The following is a 23,601-nucleotide window of genomic DNA, read 5'->3' as shown; positions in this document are numbered from 1 at the left end:
CAGGAGGCGGGTCTCGCCGGACTCACGGCTGGCTGGTTAGAGTCGAGTCGACCCAGCCCCCGACACTGCAACGGAGCAGCCGGATGGACAAGACGTACGACTCGCCGCAGGCAGCGGTCGACGACATCGGCGACGGCGCGAGCCTCGCGGTCGGCGGCTTCGGGCTGTGCGGCAACCCGATGGAGCTGATCAGCGCCCTGCACGACAAGGGGGTGACCGGGCTCAGCGTGGTGTCGAACAACTGCGGTGTCGACGACTGGGGCCTGGGCATCCTGCTCGCGGACAAGCGGATCGCCAAGATGACGTCGTCGTACGTCGGGGAGAACAAGGAGTTCGCCCGGCAGTTCCTGTCCGGTGAGCTCGAGGTCGAACTGACCCCGCAGGGCACGCTGGCCGAGAAGCTGCGGGCCGGCGGCTGCGGGATCGCGGCCTTCTTCACCCTGGCCGGCGTCGGCACCCAGGTCGCCGAGGGCGGGCTGCCGCAGAAGTACAACGCCGACGGCTCCGTCGCGAAGGCGTCGCAGCCGAAGGAGACCCGGGAGATCAACGGTACGACGTACGTGCTGGAGGACTCGATCACCACCGACTTCGGGCTGGTGCACGCGCTCAAGGGCGACACCCACGGCAACCTGGTCTTCGACCGGAGCGCGCGGAACTTCAACCCGCTGGCCGCGATGGCCGGCCGGGTCACCATCGCCCAGGTCGAGGAGCTGGTCCAGCCTGGTGAGCTGGACCCGGACGAGATCCACCTGCCCGGTGTCTACGTCCAGCGGGTCGTTGCGGTCGGCAAGGACATCGAGAAGCGGATCGAGAAGCGGACCGTGCAACCCCGCGAGGCCTACGAGGCCCAGCGCGAGAAGATGGAGGCCTGAGATGCCACTCACCCGTGAGCAGATGGCCGCCCGCGCCGCCGCGGAGCTCGAGGACGGCTCCTACGTGAACCTCGGCATCGGCCTGCCGACGCTGGTGCCGAACTACATCCCGGACGGCGTCACCGTCGTACTGCAGTCCGAGAACGGCATCCTCGGCGTCGGCCCGTACCCGGTCGAGGGTGACGAGGACCCGGACCTGATCAACGCCGGCAAGGAGACCGTCACGACGTTGCCGGGGGCCTCGTTCTTCGACTCCGCGCTGTCGTTCGGGATGATCCGCGGCGGCGCGATCGACGCGGCCATCCTGGGCGCGATGCAGGTGTCGGCCGCCGGTGACCTGTCGAACTGGATGATCCCCGGCAAGATGGTCAAGGGCATGGGCGGCGCGATGGACCTCGTGCACGGCGCCAAGAAGGTGATCGTGCTGATGGAGCACGTCGCCAAGGACGGCTCGCACAAGATCCTGGAAGAGTGCGACCTGCCGTACACCGGTCGCGGGGTGGTCAACCGGATCATCACCGACCTCGCCGTACTGGACGTCACCGACGACGGCCTGAAGCTGGTCGAGCTCGCCGACGGCGTCACCTTCGACGAGCTCCAGTCCAAGACCGGCGCCCCGATCAAGCAGTGACCGCAACTCTGGTGCGGCTCGAGGACTCGGCTTAGGGTTCGGGCACGTCCTGCGCCACCGCGCGGGGCGTGTCCGCCAAGCTCAGGAGTCCGCCCATGCTGCTCAGCTCGTCCCGACGACCACGCCGAACCATCGCGGTCGCCACAGCGGCCACAGCTCTCGCCGCGATCGCTCTCGGCCCGCTCACGTCCAGTGCAGCGCCGCCGGCCCAGCCCGCCGACAGCCGGCCGTTCGTCACCGGCACCCAGACGGCGCCTGTCTACGAGTACGACAACGCCATCCGCGAACGGGTCGCTGTCGAGGTGCCGGTGGACGCCGACGAGAACGGCGTCAACGACCGGGTGATGGTCGACCTCATCCGCCCGGGCGAGGCCGCACAGGCCGGCGTCGACGTGCCGGTCATCATCCAGGCCTCCCCGTACTACGCGTCGAATCCGGCAAGCTACTTCGACGCGAACGGCACCCGCCAGGTGTTCAACACCTGGCTGGACAACTACTTCGTGCCCCGCGGTTACGCGGTCGCGTTCGTGGACCTGATCGGTACGTTCCGCTCGTCCGGTTGTGACGACGTCGGCGGTGACTACGAGGTGGCCGGCGGCAAGGCGGTCATCGACTGGCTGAACGGCCGAGCGAAGGGCTTCACCCCCGCGGGCGCCCCGGCGACGGCGGACTGGTCCACCGGAAAGGCCGGCATGATCGGCGTCTCCTGGAACGGCACCATCGCCAACTCGGTGGCCAGCACCGGAGTGGACGGCCTCGAGACCATCGTGCCGATCGCGGCCATCTCCAGCTGGTACGACTACACCCGCAGCTACGGCACCCCGTTCTGGGGCAAGTACGTCGGGTTCCTGCACGACTACGTCAGCAACGACGTCAGTCCCCGCTGTCCGGAACTCACCAAGGAGCTCGAGGCCGCGTCCGACTCGGTCAACGGCAACTACAGCGCCTGGTGGGACCCGCGGAACTACCGACTCGACGCCGCGAACGTGAAGTCCAGCGTGTACGTCGTCCACGGGCTGAACGACGAGAACGTCAAGACCCGCCACTTCGGCGAGTGGTGGGACGAGCTCGCGAAGAACGGCGTACCGCGCAAGATCTTCCTGCACCAGGACGTCCACATCGACTCGTTCAGCTACCGCGACACCTGGGTGCAGCGGCTGCACCCGTGGTTCGACCACTGGCTGCAGGGCCTGGACAACGGCGTCATGGACACCCCGATGGCGACGATCCAGCGAGAGGACGGCACGTTCGCGACCGAGGCGACTTGGCCGGCGGCAGGCACCCAGCAGACGAAGCTGTCGCTGGCCGCGCCGTCCGGACGGACAGCGGGCACGCTGACGACGGATGCGGTGACAGGGTCGGCCACCGTCGGGTTCGCGGACCGGAAGGACTCCGATGACGACTACGTGCTCGACCCGACGACGCTGCGGTCCGACCGCGCGGTGTTCCTGACGAACGAGCTGACCAGTGCGGTGCGCCTGTCCGGCACCGGCACGGTCAAGGTACGCGTCCAGTCGTCCGTGCCGTCGGCGGCGATCAAGGCGCGTCTGGTCGACTACGGTCCGGCCACGCGCTACACGTCGTACTTCAACAAGCCGACGTCGACCTGCTGGGGTGACGGGAACGCGACCGACACCGGCTGCTACGCCGACACCGGGATCGCGACCGCGCAGTCCGATCTCAACGTGGTGGCCCGCACGATGGCGAGCATCGGTCACTACCGGTCGCTGACTCAACGGGAGCCACTGCAGCGCGGGGTGTGGTATGACCTGACCTTCGAGCTCAACGCCGACGACGCGGTGTTCGCCGCGGGGCACCGGATCGGTCTCGTGCTGACTGTCGAGCCCGGCAACCCGGACGACGCCGACGCGCGCCGGGCCCTGACGCTCGACCCGGCCGGGTCGGCACTCACTCTGCCGCTGACCGGCGCGACGTCGACGCTTCGCACTCCCGGGCCGGCTGAGACCGTGACAGCCCGCCAGAAGGCACATCCCGAGCCCGAGAAGGACCCGGCCGAGCTGATCCGCCAGTTCGTCGAGACCTCCCGGTAGAACCCGGCGGCCAGGCGAGCCCTGTGGCTCGCCTGGCCGCCACCGGATTGTCCACATTGCGTTAAAGGCAGCTGACACTTCGCTCCGAATTCGGGTATGACGGGGGCATGGAGCTGGACGTGTTCGTGATCGGTGGGGTCGGCGTCGACACGATTGTGCGGGTGCCGGGGTTGCCGCTACCGGAGACGGAGACGATTCACGTCGAGCCGGTCGAGACGTATGTCGGCCACACCGGGCACGGCGTCGCGCTCGGCTGCCACCTGCTCGGGCTGCAGGCCGGTCTCGCGGACGTGATCGGCGACGACGCCGAGGGCCGCCGGATCCGGCAGCTGTACGACGACCTCCGGATGCCGCTGCACGTCGTACTCCACCCGAGCGGCACCCGACGATCGGTAAACCTGGTCGACCTCGACGGCCGCCGCGTGGCCCTGTACGACGCCCGCCAGCCGGCCGGTCTCCGCGTCGACCCGGACCTCTGGCGGACGAACGTCGTACGCGCGAGGCACGTGCACGTCTCGATCATGGACTTCGCCCGGGACGCCCTGTCCGACGCGCTCGCCGCCGACTGCACGATCTCCACCGACCTGCACGACTGGGACGGGCGCAACGACTACCACAAGGACTTCGCGACCGCGGCCGACATCGTGTTCGTCTCCACCAGCGCACTGCCGGACGACGCCGTCGAGTGGATCTTCGACAACGGGCGGGCCGAGGTGGTGGTCGCGATGGCCGGCGCCGACGGCAGCTACCTGCACGTCCGGGGCGAGGAGCCGGAGCACCTCCCGGCCGTCGAGCTCCCTGACCGGCCGGTCGTCGACACCAACGGTGCCGGTGATGCCTACGTCGCCGCGTTCTTGGCGCGCCGCCTCGACGGCGTCAGCTGGTACGACGCCGCGCACGCCGGCTCGGTCGCCGGGGCGTGGGCCTGCGGCTCGCCCGGCACGCACACCGACCTGATCACGGCCGAGGATCTAGCTGTTCGAAGTAGAACGCTCGGATGAAGCAGTCCCGCGCCTGACCGACGGCGAACAGCACGCAGTCGACCACCGAGTCCGCGGTCAGCGCGGCGCCGGTCTCGCGCGGGCCGTCCTGCACGAAGTCCGGCGGGAACAGGGAGATGACCCGGATCCCGTCCGGACGCAGTCGCTCCGACAGGATCTCGCCGTACCCGGCCTGTGCGTGCTTGGCCGCGTAGTACGCCGGGTGCGCTGACGACCGATGCTGTCCGACCTCCCCGGCCGCGGACACGAGGTTGACGATGTCAGGTCGCTTGGATGCCCTCAGCAACGGCAGTAGCCGCTCGGTCAGGAGGACGGTCCCGGTCGCGACCCCGGCCATCGTGTCGACGATGTCCGCGGGCCCTGGCTCCCCTGCCAGGTAGCGGGCACCGTTGTTCACCAGCACGTCGAGCCGGTCGACTTGGACTTGCTCGATCGACTCCGGATCGGCCAGATCCAGTACGGCGGCCGTCGCGCTGCCACCTGCCGCGTGGATGAGGTCGACGGTTTCCTCGGCGGCCTCGCGGGTGCGCGCGGTGGCGAGCACGTGGGCACCGCGAGCCGCGAAGGCCAGCGCCAGCTTCCGGCCGGTATCACGACCGGCCCCGGTGACAAGAAGGTGCGCTCCGCTCAAACTCATGCGCCGGATGAAAGCACTTCAACCTCACTCGAAGTCAACTAGCGCGTCATCGGGGGGTGGAGGGTGGTGGCGGTGCCGCGGTGGAAGAGTTGGGCGGGGCGGCCGCCGTCTCGGGTGGTGGTGGCGCCGACGGGGGTGACGAAGTCGGGGGTCTTGGTGACTTTGCGGTGGAAGTTGCGGGGGTCGAGCGGCGTGCCCCAGACCGCTTCGTAGACGCCGCGGAGCTCGGAGATGGTGAACTCGGGTGGGCAGAACGCGGTCGCCAGCGGTGAGTACTCGAGTTTGGCGCGGGCGCGCTCGACCCCGTCGGTGAGGATCCGGTGGTGGTCGAACGCCAGCCGACCCGGATCGTCCAGCACCTCGGCGACACCGACCCAGCTCGCCGACGCCGCGTCCGTCCCGGCGACCGGCGCGGGCAGATCGGGCACGAGCGCCAGGTAGGCGACGCTGACCACGCGACCCCGGGGGTCTCGGTCCGGAGCGCCGTACGTCGCGACCTGCTCGAGGTGGATCCGGTCCGAGGACAGGCCGGTCTCCTCGGCGAGCTCGCGGCGGGCAGTCCGCTCGAGGTCCTCGTCCGGGCGTACGAACCCGCCCGGCAACGCCCAACGGCCTCGGTAAGGCGCGATCCCCCGCCGGATCAGCAACACCTGCAAGGCGCCGTCGCGGACGGTCAGGATGACCAGGTCGGCGGCCACGCCGAGCGGTACGAATTCCATGACGGCACACTCTAATCGTCATCTTGACGAAAAGTCACCCCGACCCTTATCGTCAAGGTGACGACAAGGAGAGATGACGAGATGGCAGACATCACCCGGTTCCGCTTCATCAGCCACCTGCGGGCCAACCCGACCACCCACGTGCGGCACCTGCGCAACGGCAAGCTGGTGCACGACGGCGCCGGCCAGGCATTCTGGTTCCGCGCGCTGAACTCGTCGCTGAGCGAGATCCCGGTCGACGACCGCGAGCAACCGCTGCTGTTCCACGGCCGGACGCAGGACTTCCAGGACGTGGCCGTGCAGGCGACCGTGACCTACCGGGTCACCGACCCCGGGCTGGCCGCTGCCCGGCTGGACTTCGGCATCGACCCGGACAGCGGGTTGTGGCGCTCGACCCCGCTGGAGCAGCTCGGCGGTCTGCTGACCGAGTTGGCGCAGCAGACCGCGCTCGACCTGCTGGCCCGGATGAGCCTGACCGAGGCGCTGTCCGAGGGGATGACCGGGCTTCGCCGAGCGATGAGCACGGGGCTGCGCGAGGATCAGCGGTTGACCGGTCTCGGTATCGGCATCGAGGACGTCCGCGTGGTCGCCGTACGGGCTGAGCGGGATGTCGAGAAGGCGCTGCAGACGCCCACCCGGGAGATGGTGCAGCAGGCGGCGGACAAGGCGACGTACGAGCGCCGCGCGATGGCCGTCGAGCGGGAGCGGTCGATCGCGGAGAACGAGCTGCAGAACCAGATCGAGCTGGCCCGGCGCGAGGAGCAGTTGGTCAATCAGCGCGGTCAGAACGAGCGGCTCCGGGCGACCGAGGCAGCAGCAGCCGGCCAGATCGAGACCACGGCCGCGGCGGGTCGCAAGCGGGCGCTGAGCGAGGCCGAGGCGGATGCCAAGCGGGTGATCGGCGCTGCCGAGGCGGCCGCGGAGAAGGCGATGCTGGACGCGTACGCCGAGCTGGACCAGGGAACGATCCTGGCGATGGCGATCAAGCAGGGCTCGCTGCCCGACATCGGCACGCTGAACCTCACGCCGGACCTGCTGACTCCGCTGCTGGCCAAGCTGACCGCCGGAGAGCGGGCCTGAGATGAGCCTCCCACCCAGGGCAGTGCTGGTGCACCGGGCAACCGAGCTCACCGAGCTGGTTGCCCGGCACGGGACCCGTCAGCAGGCCGGCTTCTTCCTGGCCGGCCGCGGCCGGGACCTGGCCGAGCTCGACGCCCGGCACCAGGCTCAGCAGGACGCGCTCGCGACGGTGTCGGCCGCGATCCCGCTGGACTGGCGGCGCGCTGTTGCCGAGCGCAACGATCTGGACCGGTTCGGGTTCGGGCCGGAGGATGTGGTGATCGCGGTCGGTCAGGACGGCCTGGTCGCGAACGTGGCGAAGTACCTCGACGGACAGCCGGTGATCGGGATCAACCCCGAGCCGGCTCGCAATCCCGGCGTACTCGTGCCGCACGAGCCGGCCGCGATCGCCGAGCTGCTGCATGAGCGGAACGTCGTGGAGCGCACGATGGTGGCCGCGAGCACGGACGACGGGCAGCAGCTGATCGCCCTGAACGAGGTCTACATCGGGCACCGCAGTCATCAGTCCGCGCGCTACCGTTTGTCCTCGCCGGACGGCCTGCCGGAGCGGCAGTCGTCGTCCGGGATCCTGGTCGGCACGGGCACCGGGTCGACCGGCTGGTGCCGATCGGCCTGGCAGGAACGGCGCAGTCCGCTGGCCTTGCCGTCACCGACCGACCCGACGCTGTGCTGGTTCGTCCGCGAGGCCTGGCCGTCGCCGGCGACCGGGACCGACAACACCGAGGGCCTGGTGAAGGCACCGGACGTACTGACCATCACCGCCGAGTCGGACCTCGTGGTCTTCGGCGACGGCATGGAGTCGGACACGCTGGCGATCGGCTGGGGTCAGCGCGTCGAGGTCGGCGTCGCCCCGGTCAAGCTGCATCTGGTTGTCTGACGTTCGTTCGACCGCAGGTGATGGCTGCCTGCCAGGCGGAGTACGAGCGCCGCGCTGATCCGCCGATCGGGCCGACTGCTGCGAAGACAGCGCCACGGCTGGCCGGCCGCGCGTTCTCGGCCGCTTCCACCGCGAGCTCCGGCTTGTCGATCGTCGACGAGCAGACGTCCAGGATGTAGTCCGGCACTTGCAGCCTCGGGTCGACGCAACCCACCAGCGGTACGCCGACCGCCGCGACGATCGGGAAGACCGTTGACGTCGGACTCAGCCGGAGACGCTGCGGTCACCAGCTCGAGCCGCGACCGGAACTCCTTGGCGCGCGGCGCTTCCACCGGCTTCAGGTAGGCCAGCGAACTCGCCACCAGCGGCAAGTGCTTCAGCGCGGCCGCACAGTCGGCCGGCCAGGCCTCGGCGCCGTTGACGACCAGTAGGTCTGCCGGGGCCGGGCCGCGAACGACAGCCCGGGAGTCGCAGCCAACCCGATGCCCAGGGCACCGGCCTTCAGAACGGAGCGTCGCGTCGTGAGCATGCGCACGACCGTAGGTCGATCGGGTGAACTGCGGCTAGACCTCCTTCGACGGCTGGATGATCAGCTCCGGGAGATTCACCTCGCGAGGCCGGCTCACGACGTACGCGATGAGCTCGGCGACCTCGGACGGTGGCACGGCGGGCAGACTGGTCCGGAGCTCATCGACCATGCTCCGCAGCTCGGCCGGGAATTGGTCGGCCAACTCAGTGCCGTCGATCATGCCCGGCTCGACGTTGGTTACCCGGATCCCTTCGCCGGCGAGCTCCAGCCGCAGCGCACGGGACAGGTAGCTCACGCCGGCCTTCGAAGCCCCGTACGTCGCCATCCCTGGCATAAAACGGTCGGCAGCCAGCGACGACACGTTGATCAGGTCGGTCGTCCTCGTCGCGGCCGAGCGCTTCAACGCCGGCAGGAAGGCGTGGGTGACGGTCAGTACGCCGGTCAGATTGACGTCGACGGTACGGCGCCAGTCGTCGGCCGGCGCGTCGCCGAACGGGACCACCTGCATCACCCCGGCGTTGTTGACCAGCAGATCGATGTCGCCGAAGTGCTCGTGGACTAGCTGAGCTGCCTGGGCAACCGCCCCTGCGTCGGTCACATCGGCCGGCACGACGAGCGCAGTACCGCCGGCTTCGGAGATCTGGGCGGCGACCTTCTCCAGGCGGTCGCGGCGCCGGGCGAGTAGGGCGACGGAGGCGCCGTCCGCGGCAAGGCGAGTGGCGACGGCGGCGCCGATCCCGCTGGCGGCTCCGGTCACGAGCGCAGTGCGTGAAGTATTTGTCATGCGCCCACCTTCCGGCGGTCGGCATCACCTCAGAAGGGTCGCTTCAACCTAGGTCTGGCAGTACCACCCAGGCCGTTGAAGGGCCGGGGACACTGGTCGGGTGAGCGCGCGACCACAGCTGGGAGAGTTCCTGCAGACCCGCCGGGCCCGACTGCGACCGGCGGACGTCGGGATGCCGCCCGGTCGCGATCGGAGAGTCTCCGGTCTCCGTCGCGAAGAGGTCGCGCTGCTGGCCAACGTCAGCGTCGACTACTACATCCGCCTCGAGCAGGGACGGGCCGAGAACCCGTCCGTGGCGGTGCTGACCGCGGTCGCGGATGCGTTGCGGCTCAGTCCAGCCGAGCGCGATCACCTGCGGACGCTGACGTGTGCCGCTCCACCAGCAGTGCCGGCGCGGACCGCCGTACGGCCGGAGCTGGAGGCGATGATCCAGGCGATGCGCGACGTACCGGCGATCGTGGTCGATCGGCTGAGCACCGTGCTGGCGTGGAACCGCGGGGCCACGGCGGTGATCGCGGACTTCGACGACCCGCGGAACCGGAACCTGGCCCGGCTCTACTTCCTCGACCCACACGCTCGGGAGTTCTACGCGGACTGGGAGACAGTCGCGCGAGACGCCGTCGCACTACTCCGGCGCACCTCGGCCGAGTACGCCGCCGACCCGGAGCTGACCGCGCTCGTCGACGAGCTCCGCACCGCCAGCCCCGACTTCGATCGCTTCTGGACATCCCAGGACGTCACCGCCCGCTCCCACTGCCCGAAGACCCTCAACCACCCCACCGCCGGCCAGCTCACCTTCTCCCTCGAATCCCTCCAGGTCCCCGGCGACAACCCCCAGTACGTCCTCACCTACACCCCCACCAATCCCTCCACCCAAGCAGCCCTGGAAACCCTCCTCGCCACTCGATCCCCGTTGAGGGGATCGGACTGGGCCGGCGGTGCCCAGCGGAAGTAGACCGGGTCGGGGAAGGTGGTGGCAACCTGGCCCAGGCCCTTGAGGCCTCAGCGGTCTGCGGCACCAGCCCCAGCGCGAGTACGGCGCCACACGCGAGCCCGACCGCCCGTCGCACCATCTGGATCACTCCCCGTTCAAGTAGTCGTAGTACGAGACCCCGGACCACCGGAAGTCGACCGGGTCACCGAACGTGCCGCCCTCGACCTTGCCGAGGCTGTTGATGACGGTCGACGTGCCGTTCGCGTGACCGACGGCGTACAGGTAGCCCGTCTTCGTGTCCTTGTCGATGCCCAGCAGCACCGTGCCGTACTGACCGCAGCGGTTCGCGACGAGCGTCTCGAAGCCCTGCCAGCTGCGGGTGCGGACCTGCTTGACGACCGGCTTCATCGGCGAGGTCACCGGGATCCGGATCGTGTAGAGCGCGCCGCCCTTGGTGTTCGCCAGGAAGGTGTCGTACGTCGGCCGCTTGCTGATCACCGCCATCGTCTTCACCGCCGAGAACCCGGCGTACGAGCCGGTGGCCTGCCACCCCTTCCCGGTGACGTGCCAGCGGAACAGCACGCCGTCGTTGCGCAACGCGTAGAACTCGGTCCGCGCCACGTCGCCGGCTTCGACGGTGTCGTACGTCGCCCATTCGATCAGGCTGAACTTCGACCAGCCACCGCCGATCCGGGTGTAGTGCACGGGACCCTCGAGCTCGTCGAGCCCGTTGGTGGCGTAGCCGGCGCTGTACAGCGAGTCCCCGATGATCACGTAGCCCGTGTTCACACTGCCGGCGCCGGACTTCGGGTAGCTCTCCCAGTGACTCGTGAGCCGCACCTTGCCCGGCGTGAACGCACCTGCCGTCGTGCCGCCGGTGTTGATGGCCGGCGGCGCCGTCGCAGTGACGGTCCGGCTGGTGTGTCCCCCGGCAGCAGTCACGCCGCCGACTCCCGCCGTACAGGCTTCAGTCGCACTCGCGCCCGTCGCCTGCGCGACCGGCGACGCCAGCCCCAGCGCCAGGACCGCCCCGAAGCTCGCACCCAGCATCCGTTGCCACATATTCGGTTCTCCCTCGGTCTACCCGTCTCGCTCACTCGATGCGCGCGGTCGCCGAGAAGTTGCGGCGCGAAGTATTTCCCCTGCTGTGCACAGGAAGTGACCACTCGGGTGGGATCTGTGCACAGAATGGTGTCCACCTACGTGCCGCGCGGGTACGCCGTCGCGTTCGTCGACATGCCGGGGACCTTCCGGTCGACCGGCTGCAGTGACGTCGGCGCCGACCTGGAGGTCCTCGGCACCAAGGCCGTGATCGACTGGCTGAACAACCGGGTGCCCGGCTACAACGCCGACTACGTCAGCAATGACGCGTCACCGCGCTGTGTGGAGCTGACCGACGAGATCGAGCAGGACTCCGACACTCGCACAGGCTCCTACAGCAGGTGGTGGGACCCGCGGAACTACAACCTGGACGCGCGCAACGTGCACGCCAGTGTGTACGTCGTGCACGGTCTCGGCGACGAGAACGTGAAGACCCGGCACTTCGGCGAGTGGTGGGACCAGCTGCAGCGGTACGACGTACCGCGCTGGCCGGCAGTCGGTGCTCGTCAGACCACGCTGAAGTTGAGCAAGGCGGCAGACGCCAAGACCGGTGGGCTGTCGATCGCCGCGGCGTCGAGCGACCCGGTCAGCTTCACCGGGACGGACGACCCGTCGGTGGACACCGTCGTACTCGACCCGACGACTGCCCGGCCGGATCGGGCGGTGTTCCTGAGCGACGAGCTGGAGAAGGCTGTTCGGGTCACCGGGACCGGAAAGGTGACGGTGCGGGTCAAGAGCAACAAGATTGCCACAGGCATCAAGGCTCGGTTGGTGGACTACGGTACGGCGAACCGCTACACCAATGTCACGAACGTGCCGAACACGTCGGTGTACTGGGGTGACGGGAACGCGCTCGACACCGGCTGCTACGCCTAGACGAAGGTCAACACAGCGGTGTCGGACACGTCGGTGGTGGTGCGGACGCTGGCCGACGTCGGGCACTACACCCGCCTGGCCCAACCCGAGCCGGAAAAGGACCCGGCCGAACTCATGCGCCAAATGGTGGAGGCATCCCGCTGACACCCATTTCGCTGGCTGGCCAGCGAAATGCGGGGTTTGCCACCCGGAACCAGGGTGGCAAACCCCCAACGCGGCTGGTCAGCCAGTCAAATGCGTCAGGGTCGGGCGGGGAGTTCGGTGTAGGCGGCTACCAGGGTGGCGGAGTCGCGTTCCCAGTTGAGGTCTGTGGCGGCTGAGCGGACTCCGTCGGCGTACGTCGGGTAGTTGTCGATCAGGTCGCGGACGGCGGTGGTCAGGGAGGCTGGGTTGCCTGGGGTATAGAGGGTGCCCAGTTTGTACTGGGTCACTACGGCGCGCATTTCGGGGAGGTCGGCGGCGACGACCGGGACGCCGGCGCGGACGGCGTGGAAGAGCTTGTTGGGGAGGGCCAGGCGGTGGTTCTCGCAGGTGTTGGTGAGCGTCACCAGCGAGATGCCGTACGAGCGGAGCGTGTCGTCGACCTCGTCGATCGAGCGCTCGGCAACGGTCTCCACCGGCCCGAGATCCAAGCGGTAGTTGGGATCCACCGACCCCATCAGCACCGTCCGGAATGGCGCGAGCTGACGCGCAGCCGCCACCACCGTCGGCAGATCACGACCCGCCCCGACGCGTCCGGCGTACAGCAAACCTTCCGGCCGATCCGGCGCCGGCGGTACGTCGTCCGCCCGCGGGAACGTGTTCCGTACGACGCGAACGTCAGCCAGCCCGCGTTCGCGCAGTCGCCGCGCGATCCCGTCCGACACCGTGATGACGAACCGCGCCTTCGACGCCAGCGAAACCTCGAACCGCCGCCCGCGCGCCCGCCACAACGGCGTTGGCCGCCCAGGCAACGCCCGGTCGAACCACAGCTCGTGCGTGTCGTAGACCAGGTCCGCCGACCACTGCGAAGCAAACGAGGCAGCAAGCTCCAACGTGTTGAAGTCGTGCGCGTGCACCACGTCGAACGGCCCCGCGGCGGCCACTCGAGGGGCCGCCGCGGTTCGCCACTGCTTCTCGGTCCGGTTCCGGTGCTCCGGCAGCAGCAGCCACCGGCCGAACCGCTGGACCAGCACCTTCGGCCCGTTGAGCCCATGCCCGACTGCGGGACCGCCGTTGTTGCCGCGCAGACCGGCCGAACGGGAAACGGACTCGACCGTCACCCCCGGGCCGACCTCGAAGCCGTCCGGGACATCGCGGCCGATCACGTGAATCTCGTGACCGGCCGCGACCAGAGCGGTCGCCTCCCGCAGGATCCGCGAGTCCCCGGCGATCGGGGACTGCGCGATCATCAGTACCCGCATGTCACCTTCCGCCCAGGAAGGGCAAAAGAACCTCTACCGACCTGCGCCCGTCGTGCAGCTCACGGACGTACTCCGGACCGGCGTCGGCGATCTTGCGGGCCGTGTCGCGCTCGGCGACCAGCCGCTCGATCACCTCGGACAGGTTGTCCGGGGTCGCCTCCGCGATCGGCAGGTCGGTCGGCAGCAGGTCGCGGACCGGGTCCGCGATGTGCCCGACGGTGACCCGGCCGGCCGCCATCGCCTCGCAGGCGAAGACGCCGTACGAGCCGAGCAGCAGCTGGTCGACCACGATGTCGGCGTTGCGCACCATCTCGGCGAGCTCCGAGTGCGGGACGCCCTGGACCCGCTGGTACTTGATCAGGCCTCGCGCATCCAGGTCCGTGAGCACCGGGTCGACGTACACCGACCCCTTCAACGCGCTGGCCGACGGCGCGTGCAGCACCACCGGCACCTCCCGCTCCAGCACCGGAGCGGTCGACGCGAACTCCTCGATGTCGACCGTCAGCGGCAACCAGATGCCGTTGTCGACGAACTCCAGCAGGTCCGGCGTGGTGACGAAGATCGTCCCCTCGTAACCCTCCAGGTGCGTCCGCATCAGGTCGTTCGCGGCCTGCAGGCGGGTCGTCAGCTCGTCGTCGGCGTTCCGGAACGGCGACCACTGGTACCGCGCCCGGTGCTGCGCCGGGTCGCGGATCTCCGACCCGTGGAAGACCAGGCCGTGCTTGATGCCCGCCTGGTCCAGCATCGGTACGTCGTTCGTCCACATCTGCCCGCGTTGCTGCCCGAACATCGGCCGGCCGGCCTCGAACAGCACGTGGGTCACCTCGCGCAAGGCGTACGCCGTCAGCTCGAGCTGCCAGCGCAGGTCCGACCGGTACTGGCGGTAGGTGCCGGTCCGGTGCACGCGGAAGTCGAACGCGCCGCTGCCCGTGGTCAGCGACTCGGCCTTGAGGTTCGGCACCTCACGCTCGAGCGCGGTCGCCCACAGCCACGCCTGTCCGGCGCTGTTGACCGGACCGAGCAGCAGCCGGCGCTCCTTCTTGATCGCCCGGCCACCCGGCTGGACGACCTCGAGCTGCTGTCCGACGAGCTCGCCGTACAGGCCGCGCAGCTTGTCCGCCTGCCCGGCCCAGGAGACCTCCTGCTGGTACACCGGGTCGGCGACGCGCTCGCGGTAGGTGTCGAGGTCGCCGAGGACCGTGCGCACCTTCGACGCCAGGTCGTGCGCGTCGGCCGCGACGAAGACCTCGCCGATCCGGATCCGGTCGACGAACTCCTTCATGCTCGGCATGTCGCTGACCACCACCGGCAGTCCGGCGAAGGCGTACTCGAACAGCTTGTTCGGCAGCGCCATCTCGTGGCTCGGGTAGCGCAGGATCGGGATCAGCCCGACATCCGCCGTCCGCAGGAAGGCGACCACCTCGTCCGGCTTCACCGGGTCGAGGCAGTGCAGCCGGTCCTGCACCTCGAGGGCCGCGGCCTGGGCCTGCAGCTCTCGTACGGCGTCCGTCGCGACACCCGGGACACACACGACGGCCAGGTGCGCGTCCGGCAGGTCCACCAAAGCCTGGACCGCGGTCTCGATCCCACGGGCCCGGGTGACGCCGCCGCTGTAGACCAGCAGCGGAACCTCCGGGCGCAGGCCGATCCGGCTGCGGATGTCGGACACCTCGACCGACACGTCCGCCGGGTTCGGCGTGTTCATGATCACCGCGGGCTCGTGATCGAGGTCGTGGTCCTGCTGCAGCGTCCGGGCGATCGCCGGGCTGACCGTGATCACCCGGTCCGCGTCGCGGATGTACTCGGCCTCGTGGTTGGCCCAGGCCGCGATCGAGCGCCGGGTCCGGGCGCCGTACCGGGACAGGCCGGCCACGTACTCGTGCGCGTCGTAGACGACCTTCAGGTCCTTGCCGCGCAGCTTGGCCCGGCCGGCGGCGCGGGTGGCGACGCCGATCACGTGCATGTCGTGCGCGTGCACCACGTCCGGCTCGAGTCGATCGATCAAATCACCGAACGCGATCTCGAGGTCCAGTGCCTCGGGGTGCAGCTTGCGCCACGGCGCCGGCCACGGCAGCCGGTGGATCACCCCGTCGTACGCACGCCAGCCGAACTTGAACGGCGCGTCGGCCTTGTTCCCGACGCCCTTGCGGACCCAGGTGACCTTCTTCGCCGTCTGCCAGCGCGACCGCCGCAGCAGCCGCGTGGCCACGCCGGCCTTGAACTTGAGCGGATTGCCCTGCCCCGCCTTCGCCCGCGCGATGGCGTGCCCGGAGTCGGACTTCAGCTCCTTCAGCTCGGCCTGGATCCGCTGACTGCGGGCGACGTACGTCGACCGGTTCTTGTACCCCACCAAGGGCGGCCGCCAGTCCCGGCGGGCCTTGCGGCTCCGCTTCCGCTCCTCCTGGAGGCTGAACGGAACCGCCACCCGGACGATCAGCGCGCCGTCGAGCATCTCCCTCGACGGCAGGCCGCTGGCCGAGACCCCGAGCACAGTCACCTCTGCTCCGGTCTCGGCCAGTGCTGCGGCCTCCTTGCGGACCCGACTGTCGTTGGTGACGTCGTTTGCGACCATCATCACGACCCGCAGGCCGGCATGTGTCACTGGCTGACCGACCTTCCGATCACGATCCGGCGCACGCCCGCCCAACGAGCCGGGTCGGTGCGGTCACGGCCGTCGACGAGCACCTGCACACCCGGCAGCTCGGCCGGGGTCAGCTGCGCGTACTCCGGGTGGTCCGCCTGCAGGACGGCCGCGTCCACCGGCGCGCCCAGCGCGTACGGCGTGAAGCCGAGCTGCTGGAGCTCCTCGTCGGTGTACAGCGGGTCGTGCACGGACACCTCCGCACCACGGGCCTTCAGCGCCTCCACGGCCGGGAAGACCCCGGAGAACGCGGTCTCCTTGACACCACCACGGTACGCCGCGCCGAGCACGACCACCTTGGCTCCGGCCAGGTCGCCGTACGCGCCCTCGAGCAGGCCGACGGTGTAGTCGGGCATGCCGAGGTTCGCCTCACGGGCGGCCCGGACCACGGTGGCCTCCGGGTCGGTCCACAGGTAGAGCCGCGGGTAGACCGGGATGCAGTGGCCGCCGACCGCGATACCGGGCCGGTGGATGTGGCTGTACGGCTGCGAGTTCGACGCCTCGATCACCTGGTGCACGTCGATCCCGTGCTCACCGGCGAACCGGGCGAACTGGTTGGCCAGCCCGATGTTCACGTCGCGGTAGGTGGTCTCGGCCAGCTTCGCCAGCTCGGCTGCCTCGGCCGACCCCAGGTCCCAGACGCCGTTGCCGCGCTCCAGGTCCGGGCGGTCGTCGAAGTCGAGCACCGCCTCGTAGAACGCGGTGGCGCGCTTGGCGCCCTCCTCGGACAGGCCGCCGACCAGCTTCGGGTACTTGCGCAGGTCCGCGAAGACGCGGCCGGTGAGCACCCGCTCCGGCGAGAACACCAGGTGGAAGTCCTGGCCCTCGGTCAGGCCGGAGACCTCTTCCAGCAGCGGCTTCCACCGGTTCCGGGTGGTGCCGACCGGCAGGGTGGTCTCGTAGCTGACCAGGGTGCCCGGGCTCAGGTGCTCGGCCAGCGACCGGGTCGCGCTCTCCATCCAGCCGAACTCCGGCTCGCCGGTCTTCTCGTCGACGAACAGCGGCACCACCAGTACGACGGCGTCGCTGCCGGGGATCGCGTCGGCGTAGTCCGTGGTCGCCCGCAGGCGTCCGTCGGCCACGGTCTCGGCGAGCAGCTCGGCCAGGTGCGCCTCCCCCGGGAACGGCTCCTGCCCGGCGTTCACCTGCTCGACCGTCTTCGGGTTGATGTCGACGCCGACGACCTGATGGCCCTTGGCCGCGAACTGGACCGCCAACGGCAGCCCGATCTTGCCTAAGGCAACAACACTGACACGCACAGGAACTCCACTAGGTAGTGATTCTTCATCGGGGGCCTCGGAGCTTCCGTTCCAGCGGGTGCTCGACGAACTTGTAGAGCAGCCACGAGGCGATGATCGAGAGGACAAGGACACCGGCGTACCAGGTCAGGTTGGACCAGCCGATCGGCCCGGCCACGCCGTGGTACTCCTTGATCGCGTACAGGATGGTGGCGTGCACCAGATAGAACGCGTACGACCACTGGCCGAGCGCGACCAGCGGCTTGCTGCGCAGCCAGGACCGGCCACCGCGGGTGTCCCGGGCGGCGACCGCGAAGATCAGGAAGCCATACAGCAGGGTCAGGACTTCCTTCTGGCACAGGCCCATGGTGGTGGCGAACGGCACCTGGGTCGGGTGCAAACCGGAGTAGTACAGCGTGTACAGGCCGCCGGAGGTGACCAGGAAGGCGAACCAGACCGGGATCCGCGGCTTCCAGCCGGTCCGCAGCGCGATCGCCAGGCCGATGCCGAACAGGAACGCGACCGAGTGCAGGATCGGCTGCGGCAGCACCGGTACGACGTCCGGGTAGTGGAACAGCGCCAGTCGGTAGGCCCCGCCAAGGACGATCACCGCGACGCAGAGGATCAGGCCGCCGGCCACCTTGAGTTTCTTCGTGGCCCGCCAGACGAACGGGAAGTACGCGTAGAAGAACGCCTCGACCGAAAGCGTCCAGCCGGCCGGGTTGCCGCCGTACAGCACGACCGGGTTGTTCGACCAACCCTGCAGCAGGAACGCCGACAGCACCAGCACGGTGACCGAGACCGGCTTGATCCACGACATCCCGGTCGGCGGGTCGAACCGGTAGAAGACGAAGATCGCCGCGATCAGAGTGAGGAAGTACAGCGGGAAGATCCGGGCGAACCGGCGCCGGTAGAAGGTGCGGATCTTCGTCCCCGGCTGGGCCGACCAGGTCAGCACGAAACCGGACAGCACGAAGAAGAACGTCACGCCGGACGTCCCGTACTTCAGGAACTTGTAGATCGGCAGCGGCGCCAGGTTGGTCATGTGGTGCGCGAACACGAAGAAGGCGGCCCACCAGCGCAGCCCGGTCAGCGACTCGACCCGTGGCAGCCGCTTGCGGGGCTCGGCCGGCGGCGGCCCGGACTCACCCGGGAAACCACTGACCGGAGCACCCGGCGGCGGCGTGACCGTGTCGGTGGACGAAACGGCCGAAGCCGCCGGCCCCGGAGAGCCCGGGGTGGGCGGCTGGCTCTGTTCTTCGGCGGCTTTGGTCACGTAGTTACTCCGTGAGTGCGGTGACGACACGCTCGGCGGCGTGCCCGTCTCCGTAGGGCATGGGGCGGTCGGCTGCCGGTACCGGCCGGGCGGCCAGCTCGGGCAGCTTGCTCACGTCGGACGTGAGGACGTTCCAGCCGTCCTCCAGGGTCTCGACCCACTCGGTCTCGGTGCGCAGCGTGGTGCACACCCGGCCGAGCAGGAAGGCCTCCTTCTGCAGGCCGCCGGAGTCGGTGACCACACCGGACGAGCCGAGCACGGCCGCGACCATCTCCGGGTACGCCAGCGGCTCCCGGACGTGCAGCGAACCGTCCGGGCGCTCCAGCTTGATGCCGTGCTCCGCGCACTTCGCGACCAGGCGCGGGTGCGCCAGCAGTAGCACCGGATAACCGGCGTCGGCGAGGCCGTCGACGATCGCGGCCAGCCGGGCCGGGTCGTCGGTGTTCTCGGCCCGGTGGATCGTCGACACGACGTACTCACCGCGCTTCAGGCCCTCGGGCAGCTGGAACGAGTCGTCCGTCACCGCGTCGCGGACCCGGAAGCACACGTCCGTCATCACGTCGCCGACCAGGCGGGCCCGGTCCTTCAGGCCCTCGTTGGCCAGGTGGTCCATCGCCACCTGGGTCGGGGCCAGCAGGATGTCGGCCGCGTGGTCGGTCAGGACCCGGTTGTGCTCCTCCGGCATCCGCCGGTTGAACGACCGCAGCCCGGCCTCCAGGTGCGCCACCGGCAGGTGCATCTTCACCGCCGACAGCGTCCCGGCCAGCGTCGAGTTGGTGTCGCCGTACACGAGCACCCAGTCCGGCTTGTGCTCGTCCAGTACGGCGTCCATCGCCGACAGCATCGAGCCGGTCTGGACCCCGTGGCTGCCGGACCCGACGCCCAGGTGCACGTCCGGGTCCGGGATCCGCAGGTCGGCGAAGAACACGTCGGACATGTTCTTGTCGTAGTGCTGGCCGGTGTGCACGATGACGTGCTGGTGCTCGGTGGCGGCGAACGCCTCCGCCACCGGCGCCAGCTTGACGAACTGCGGTCGCGCCCCGACGACGCTCAGGACCTTCATGACTCGGCGGACTCCCCGGCAACCTTGATGGTGCGGTCTTCACCAGCAGACTGGATCACTGCCTCGGCCACCCGGACGGTGGTCAGACCCTGCTGCAGCGTGACGATGTCGGCTTCCTTGCCCAGCACCGCGTCCCGGAACGCCTCGTGCTCGGTGCGCAGCGGCTCCGGCTTGCTGATCGCGTACCGGATCATGTCGCCCTCGCTGACCCCGCGGAAGTGCGCGACGTCGTCCCAGGCGGTCTGCACGGTGCCGTTGGCGTGGAAGGACAGGTCGGCCAGCAGCGTGTCGGCGATGAACGCGCCCTTCTCACCGGTGACGACGGTGAGCCGCTCCTTCATCGGGGACAGCCAGTTGACCAGGTGGCTGGTCACGGTGCCGTCCTCGAGCTTGCCGGTCACCGCGATCAGGTCCTCGTACTGCCGGCCGGACTTGTGCGCGCTCTGGGCGGACACCGTGACGAACGGCGACTGGGTCACCCACGCGGTCAGGTCGATGTCGTGGGTGGCCAGGTCGAGCACCACGCCGACGTCGGCGATCCGGGCCGGGAACGGGCCCTGGCGGCGGGTGGTGATCTGGTAGATGTCGCCCAGCTCACCGTTCTCCAGCCGCACCCGCAGCGCCTGCAGCGCCGGGTTGTACCGCTCGATGTGACCGACCGCGCCGATCACGCCGGCCGCCTCGAACGCCTTGGCGATCTCGGTCGCCTCGGCCGAGGACCCGGCCAGCGGCTTCTCGATCATCGCGTGCACGCCGGCCTCGGCCAGCGCCTTGGCGATCTCCGCGTGGTACTGGGTCGGCACCGCGACCATGCAGTAGTCGATGCCCTCGGCGATCAGCTGCTCGATGTTCTCGTGCACCGGACGGCCGGCGGCGACGTTGAACTTGTCACCGCCCGGGTCGGCGACAGCGACCAGGTCGACGCCGTCCAGGGACGCGAGGACACGGGCGTGGTGCCGCCCCATCATGCCCAGGCCGATCAGGCCCGCTCGCAGGTTCGCCATCTCACGCACCAGCCTTCGCCACGGTGTTCACCGCGGCCACGATCCGGTTCAGGTCTTCCTCGGACAGCGAGGGGTGGACCGGCAGCGAGAGCACCTCGGCCGCGGCCTTCTCGGTCTCCGGCAGGTCCAGCTCGCGCTGGAACGACGGCAGCCGGTGGTTCGGGATCGGGTAGTACACGCCGCAGCCGACGCCGTGCTCGTTGCGCAGCGCGTCGGCGAAGCCGTCGCGGTCCTCGGTCACCCGGATCGTGTACTGGTGGTACACGTGGGTCGCCTCGGCGGCCACCGCCGGAACGGCGACACCCTGCAGGTTCGCGTCCAGGAAGGCCGCGTTCTCCTGCCGCTGCTTGGTCCAGCCGGCCAGCTTGGTCAGCTGCACCCGGCCGATCGCGGCGTGCAGATCGGTCATCCGGTTGTTCAGGCCGACCAGCTCGTTCTCGTACTGCTTGAGCATGCCCTGGTTGCGCAGCAGCCGCATCCGGCGCTCGATGTCGGCGTTCGCCACCGAGTTCATGCCGCCCTCACCCGAGGTCATGTTCTTGGTCGGGTACAGGCTGAACATCGCGAACTCGCCGAAGGTGCCGACCTGCGCGCCGTTCCAGGTCGCACCGTGCGCCTGCGCGGCGTCCTCGTAGATCTGGATGCCGTGCTTGTCGCCGATCGCCTGCAGCGCGGTCATGTTCGCCGGGTGACCGAACAGGTGCACCGGCATGACGGCCTTGGTCTTCTCGGTGATCGCGGCCTCGACCGCGGCCGGGTCCAGGCAGAAGTACGTCGGCTCGACGTCGGCGAACACCGGGGTGGCGCCGGTCAGCGCGACGCTGTTCGCGGTCGCGGCGAAGGTGAAGGACGGGACGATGACCTCGTCGCCCGGGCCGACACCCGCGGCCAGTAGACCGAGGTGGAGACCCGACGTACCGGAGTTCGTCGCGACGCACGCACGGCCGGAGACCAGCGCTGCGCCGAACTCCTGCTCGAACGCCGCCACCTCGGGGCCCTGGGCCAGCATCCCGGACTGCATGACCCGGTCGACGGCTTCGCGCTCCTCCTTCCCGATGATCGGCTTCGCGGCCGGAATCGGCTGCACCATCAGTTCTCCTCCATGTCTTCACCGGCCGGCCGCAGCCGCCCGTCGGTTTCGATGTACATCTCGCCCGTGTTCGGGCACTTCCACTCGCCGTCACCGACGGCGAGCAGCGGAACGCCGGCCTTGCCGACCCACTTGATCCGGCGGGCCGGGACGCCGGCGACCAGCGCGAAGTCTGGCACGTCCTTGGTCACCACCGCACCCGCGGCGACGGTGGCCCAGCGGCCGATGGTGACCGGCGCCACGCAGACGCTGCGCGCCCCGATCGAGCAGCCTTCCTTCATCGTCACGCCGACCGGCTCCCAGTCGTGGCCGCTCTTCGGCGACCCGTCCGGGTTGACCGCGCGCGGGAAGTAGTCGTTGGTGAGCACCACGGCCGGGCCGATGAACACGCCGTCCTCGAGCACGGCCGGCTCGTAGACCAGGGCGTAGTTCTGGATCTTGCAGTTGTCGCCCATCCGGACCCCGGTCCCGACGTAGGCGCCGCGGCCGACGATGCAGTTCTTCCCCAGCACCGCGTTCTCGCGGATCTGGGCCAGGTGCCAGACCGACGAACCGTCGCCGATCTGGGCGCGGTCGTCGACGTCGGCGGACGGCGCGATGCGGGACGTCACAGGATCTCCTTCGAACTGAGCCAGCTGGTGAGTGCTTCGGCCGAGCGGCGTCCGTCGTGCAGCTCCGCCACGAAGGCGGGTCCGGCGGCCGCCCGCTCGGCGGCGGCGTCACGATCGGCGATCAGGCCGGTGACAACATCACCCAGAGTGTCGGGATCCGCCTCCACGATCGGCACCTCTCGCCCAGTCAGAGTACGCACCCGGTGGCGCACACTTTCACCGACGTATGACACGACGATCCGCCCGGCGGCGAGCGCCTCGGCCGCCGCCACGCCGTACAGACCCATTCTGAGTTGGTCTACAACGATGTCAGCGGCGCCGATCACGCCCGGCATCCCGCTGTGCGGTACGCCGGTGATCCGCCGGTACTCCAGGACCCCGCGGTCGTGCAGGTCGGTCAGGACGGCGTCGATCCGGTCGGTGCCCTTGAGTTGCGCGTTCGACGGGACGTGTACGACGACCGGACGCTCGCCGGCGAACAGCGGACGCGCCGCCTGCGCCCACGGCGCCGGGTCGATCGCAACCGGCAACCAGTGTGCGTCAGGTACGTCGTCCAGCAGGTCGACCGTGGACACGAAGACCGGCAGACCGAGGCTCTCGACGAGCTCGGCGTGCCGGCGGGCCTGCGTCTCCAGGCGCTCGGTCAGGTCGTCGCCCGGGGTGAACGGCGACCAGCGCTCGCGCTTCGCGTGCCGGCTGGGCAGGCGGATGTCGGAGCCGTGGAACAGCAGACCGACGTTGACGCCGGCGGCACGCAGCGCGGCGATGTCGGCGGCGGCGTCCGGGAAGCCGCGCGCGCCGAAGATCGGGCGCAGCGACTCCACCAGGACGTGGGTGTGCGAACCGACGTACTGCTCCTGGGCGCGCTGCCAGCGGGGCTGGCCGAACCACGCGAGCGGGACGCCGTAGTCGGTCGTGAACTGGAACTGCCCCTTGCGGTGCAGGGAGAACGAGACGGCGCTGACCTCGGGCAGGGTCTTGGCGGCCTGTGCCCAGGCATAGCCCTGCCCGGCGGAGTTGGTCGGGCCGACCAGCATCCGCACCGGGGTCGTCGCCACCGGCGGGAACGCCGGTAGCTGCGCGTACGAGTACCGCAAGCCGCGCAGGCGCCGCCGGACCGCTCCCGCGGTCCGGGCGAGTGGCGCCGGCAGGTGCTCGCGGATCGAACGCGACACCGTCATCG

24 protein-coding genes are annotated in these 23,601 nt (G+C 69.6%); 10 read left to right on the top strand and 14 right to left on the bottom strand.

The window, feature by feature from the left end; translation table 11 throughout:
- The first annotated feature begins 83 nt into the window (after positions 1-83).
- From ACIBL3_RS05675 to ACIBL3_RS05660, 4 genes are all read left to right on the top strand, one after another.
- Positions 84-872, top strand: coding sequence for a CoA transferase subunit A (locus tag ACIBL3_RS05675; protein ID WP_396351982.1), 789 nt, complete (start codon positions 84-86; stop codon positions 870-872).
- A gap of 1 nt (position 873) precedes the next feature.
- Positions 874-1,503 carry a CoA transferase subunit B gene (locus ACIBL3_RS05670; protein ID WP_396351981.1) on the top strand — a complete coding sequence of 210 codons (630 nt, stop codon included), beginning with the start codon at positions 874-876 and terminating at the stop codon, positions 1,501-1,503.
- Between the two features lie 95 nt (positions 1,504-1,598).
- Positions 1,599-3,554, top strand: coding sequence for a CocE/NonD family hydrolase (locus ACIBL3_RS05665; protein WP_396351980.1), 1,956 nt, complete (start codon positions 1,599-1,601; stop codon positions 3,552-3,554).
- Between the two features lie 107 nt (positions 3,555-3,661).
- Positions 3,662-4,555 (top strand): carbohydrate kinase family protein, encoded by an 894-nt coding sequence (locus tag ACIBL3_RS05660; RefSeq protein WP_396351979.1) that lies wholly within the window; start codon positions 3,662-3,664, stop codon positions 4,553-4,555.
- On the opposite strand, the gene ACIBL3_RS05655 is transcribed toward ACIBL3_RS05660, so the two are convergent.
- On the bottom strand, positions 4,512-5,192 hold the full coding sequence (locus tag ACIBL3_RS05655; protein WP_396351978.1) for an SDR family NAD(P)-dependent oxidoreductase: 681 nt from the start codon (positions 5,190-5,192) through the stop codon (positions 4,512-4,514). The two genes, ACIBL3_RS05660 and ACIBL3_RS05655, sit on opposite strands and share 44 nt — an antisense overlap.
- A gap of 38 nt (positions 5,193-5,230) precedes the next feature.
- On the bottom strand, positions 5,231-5,911 hold the full coding sequence (locus tag ACIBL3_RS05650; protein WP_396351977.1) for an NUDIX hydrolase: 681 nt from the start codon (positions 5,909-5,911) through the stop codon (positions 5,231-5,233).
- An 81-nt stretch (positions 5,912-5,992) separates the two neighbouring features.
- Between ACIBL3_RS05650 and ACIBL3_RS05645 the strand changes: the two genes are divergently transcribed.
- Genes ACIBL3_RS05645 through ACIBL3_RS05635 form a run of 3 tightly spaced genes read left to right on the top strand, consistent with a single transcriptional unit; the run spans position 5,993 to position 8,047 of the window.
- The gene (locus ACIBL3_RS05645; protein WP_396351976.1) at positions 5,993-6,991 is read left to right on the top strand and encodes an SPFH domain-containing protein; all 999 of its coding nucleotides are present in this window, start codon (positions 5,993-5,995) and stop codon (positions 6,989-6,991) included.
- Position 6,992: 1 nt separating this feature from the next.
- Complete coding sequence (locus ACIBL3_RS05640; protein WP_396351975.1) at positions 6,993-7,868, top strand: hypothetical protein; 876 nt, start codon at positions 6,993-6,995, stop codon at positions 7,866-7,868.
- 20 nt (positions 7,869-7,888) lie between these two features.
- Entirely contained in the window at positions 7,889-8,047 is a 159-nt protein-coding gene (locus tag ACIBL3_RS05635; RefSeq protein ID WP_396351974.1) for a hypothetical protein, read from the top strand.
- Positions 8,048-8,244: 197 nt separating this feature from the next.
- Here the strand turns inward: ACIBL3_RS05635 and ACIBL3_RS05630 are convergent, their stop codons facing one another.
- Together ACIBL3_RS05630 and ACIBL3_RS05625 are read right to left on the bottom strand one after the other, a co-directional pair.
- A complete protein-coding gene (locus ACIBL3_RS05630; RefSeq protein ID WP_396351973.1) occupies positions 8,245-8,397 on the bottom strand; it encodes a hypothetical protein in 153 nt (50 codons plus the stop codon).
- Between the two features lie 34 nt (positions 8,398-8,431).
- Positions 8,432-9,181: an SDR family oxidoreductase gene (locus ACIBL3_RS05625; protein ID WP_396351972.1), complete on the bottom strand. Its 750-nt coding sequence runs from the start codon at positions 9,179-9,181 to the stop codon at positions 8,432-8,434.
- Positions 9,182-9,281: 100 nt separating this feature from the next.
- Between ACIBL3_RS05625 and ACIBL3_RS05620 the strand changes: the two genes are divergently transcribed.
- A complete protein-coding gene (locus ACIBL3_RS05620) occupies positions 9,282-10,136 on the top strand; it encodes a helix-turn-helix transcriptional regulator (protein ID WP_396351971.1) in 855 nt (284 codons plus the stop codon).
- Positions 10,137-10,259: 123 nt separating this feature from the next.
- On the opposite strand, the gene ACIBL3_RS05615 is transcribed toward ACIBL3_RS05620, so the two are convergent.
- Complete coding sequence (locus tag ACIBL3_RS05615) at positions 10,260-11,177, bottom strand: hypothetical protein (RefSeq protein ID WP_396351970.1); 918 nt, start codon at positions 11,175-11,177, stop codon at positions 10,260-10,262.
- Positions 11,178-11,294: 117 nt separating this feature from the next.
- Here ACIBL3_RS05615 and ACIBL3_RS05610 point away from each other — a divergent pair, with 117 nt between their 5' ends.
- Both ACIBL3_RS05610 and ACIBL3_RS05605 read left to right on the top strand, forming a co-directional pair.
- Positions 11,295-12,092, top strand: coding sequence for a CocE/NonD family hydrolase (locus ACIBL3_RS05610; RefSeq protein ID WP_396351969.1), 798 nt, complete (start codon positions 11,295-11,297; stop codon positions 12,090-12,092).
- A gap of 18 nt (positions 12,093-12,110) precedes the next feature.
- Positions 12,111-12,236 (top strand): hypothetical protein, encoded by a 126-nt coding sequence (locus tag ACIBL3_RS05605; protein ID WP_396351968.1) that lies wholly within the window; start codon positions 12,111-12,113, stop codon positions 12,234-12,236.
- Positions 12,237-12,331: 95 nt separating this feature from the next.
- Here ACIBL3_RS05605 and ACIBL3_RS05600 read toward each other — a convergent pair whose 3' ends face one another.
- The 9 genes from ACIBL3_RS05600 to ACIBL3_RS05560 are packed head-to-tail and all read right to left on the bottom strand — an operon-like array spanning position 12,332 to position 23,599.
- Positions 12,332-13,495, bottom strand: a complete 1,164-nt coding sequence (locus ACIBL3_RS05600; protein ID WP_396351967.1) for a glycosyltransferase — start codon at positions 13,493-13,495, stop codon at positions 12,332-12,334.
- 1 nt (position 13,496) lies between these two features.
- On the bottom strand, positions 13,497-16,097 hold the full coding sequence (locus ACIBL3_RS05595) for a glycosyltransferase family 4 protein (RefSeq protein WP_396351966.1): 2,601 nt from the start codon (positions 16,095-16,097) through the stop codon (positions 13,497-13,499).
- A complete protein-coding gene (locus tag ACIBL3_RS05590) occupies positions 16,094-17,395 on the bottom strand; it encodes a nucleotide sugar dehydrogenase (protein ID WP_396351965.1) in 1,302 nt (433 codons plus the stop codon). The genes ACIBL3_RS05595 and ACIBL3_RS05590 overlap by 4 nt, the downstream gene beginning before the upstream one ends.
- 25 nt (positions 17,396-17,420) lie before the next feature.
- On the bottom strand, positions 17,421-18,650 hold the full coding sequence (locus tag ACIBL3_RS05585) for an acyltransferase family protein (protein ID WP_396351964.1): 1,230 nt from the start codon (positions 18,648-18,650) through the stop codon (positions 17,421-17,423).
- Between the two features lie 4 nt (positions 18,651-18,654).
- Positions 18,655-19,713: a non-hydrolyzing UDP-N-acetylglucosamine 2-epimerase gene (gene wecB, locus ACIBL3_RS05580; protein ID WP_396351963.1), complete on the bottom strand. Its 1,059-nt coding sequence runs from the start codon at positions 19,711-19,713 to the stop codon at positions 18,655-18,657.
- Positions 19,710-20,717 (bottom strand): Gfo/Idh/MocA family protein, encoded by a 1,008-nt coding sequence (locus tag ACIBL3_RS05575; protein WP_396351962.1) that lies wholly within the window; start codon positions 20,715-20,717, stop codon positions 19,710-19,712. Before ACIBL3_RS05575 ends, wecB begins: the two co-directional genes overlap by 4 nt.
- A gap of 1 nt (position 20,718) precedes the next feature.
- Entirely contained in the window at positions 20,719-21,810 is a 1,092-nt protein-coding gene (locus tag ACIBL3_RS05570; RefSeq protein WP_396352307.1) for a DegT/DnrJ/EryC1/StrS family aminotransferase, read from the bottom strand.
- A complete protein-coding gene (locus tag ACIBL3_RS05565) occupies positions 21,807-22,418 on the bottom strand; it encodes an acyltransferase (RefSeq protein WP_396351961.1) in 612 nt (203 codons plus the stop codon). Before ACIBL3_RS05565 ends, ACIBL3_RS05570 begins: the two co-directional genes overlap by 4 nt.
- Positions 22,415-23,599 carry a hypothetical protein gene (locus ACIBL3_RS05560; protein ID WP_396351960.1) on the bottom strand — a complete coding sequence of 395 codons (1,185 nt, stop codon included), beginning with the start codon at positions 23,597-23,599 and terminating at the stop codon, positions 22,415-22,417. The genes ACIBL3_RS05565 and ACIBL3_RS05560 overlap by 4 nt, the downstream gene beginning before the upstream one ends.
- Positions 23,600-23,601 lie beyond the last annotated feature (2 nt).

The sequence above is a fragment of the Kribbella sp. NPDC050124 genome (genome assembly GCF_044460355.1).
GTDB lineage: Bacteria > Actinomycetota > Actinomycetes > Propionibacteriales > Kribbellaceae > Kribbella.
This window is presented reverse-complemented; position numbering and strand designations above follow the sequence as displayed.

Coding starts and splice junctions, on each gene's coding strand:
- ACIBL3_RS05645 (WP_396351976.1), top strand. CDS start 5,993: ATGGCAGACATCACCCGGTTCCGCTTCATCAGCCACCTGCGGGCCAAC.
- ACIBL3_RS05615 (WP_396351970.1), bottom strand. CDS start 11,177: ATGTGGCAACGGATGCTGGGTGCGAGCTTCGGGGCGGTCCTGGCGCTG.
- ACIBL3_RS05675 (WP_396351982.1), top strand. CDS start 84: ATGGACAAGACGTACGACTCGCCGCAGGCAGCGGTCGACGACATCGGC.
- ACIBL3_RS05665 (WP_396351980.1), top strand. CDS start 1,599: ATGCTGCTCAGCTCGTCCCGACGACCACGCCGAACCATCGCGGTCGCC.
- ACIBL3_RS05560 (WP_396351960.1), bottom strand. CDS start 23,599: ATGACGGTGTCGCGTTCGATCCGCGAGCACCTGCCGGCGCCACTCGCC.
- ACIBL3_RS05625 (WP_396351972.1), bottom strand. CDS start 9,181: ATGACAAATACTTCACGCACTGCGCTCGTGACCGGAGCCGCCAGCGGG.
- ACIBL3_RS05630 (WP_396351973.1), bottom strand. CDS start 8,397: ATGCTCACGACGCGACGCTCCGTTCTGAAGGCCGGTGCCCTGGGCATC.
- ACIBL3_RS05640 (WP_396351975.1), top strand. CDS start 6,993: ATGAGCCTCCCACCCAGGGCAGTGCTGGTGCACCGGGCAACCGAGCTC.
- ACIBL3_RS05655 (WP_396351978.1), bottom strand. CDS start 5,192: ATGAGTTTGAGCGGAGCGCACCTTCTTGTCACCGGGGCCGGTCGTGAT.
- ACIBL3_RS05670 (WP_396351981.1), top strand. CDS start 874: ATGCCACTCACCCGTGAGCAGATGGCCGCCCGCGCCGCCGCGGAGCTC.
- ACIBL3_RS05600 (WP_396351967.1), bottom strand. CDS start 13,495: ATGCGGGTACTGATGATCGCGCAGTCCCCGATCGCCGGGGACTCGCGG.
- wecB (WP_396351963.1), bottom strand. CDS start 19,713: ATGAAGGTCCTGAGCGTCGTCGGGGCGCGACCGCAGTTCGTCAAGCTG.
- ACIBL3_RS05575 (WP_396351962.1), bottom strand. CDS start 20,717: ATGGCGAACCTGCGAGCGGGCCTGATCGGCCTGGGCATGATGGGGCGG.
- ACIBL3_RS05635 (WP_396351974.1), top strand. CDS start 7,889: ATGGCTGCCTGCCAGGCGGAGTACGAGCGCCGCGCTGATCCGCCGATC.
- ACIBL3_RS05650 (WP_396351977.1), bottom strand. CDS start 5,911: ATGGAATTCGTACCGCTCGGCGTGGCCGCCGACCTGGTCATCCTGACC.
- ACIBL3_RS05660 (WP_396351979.1), top strand. CDS start 3,662: ATGGAGCTGGACGTGTTCGTGATCGGTGGGGTCGGCGTCGACACGATT.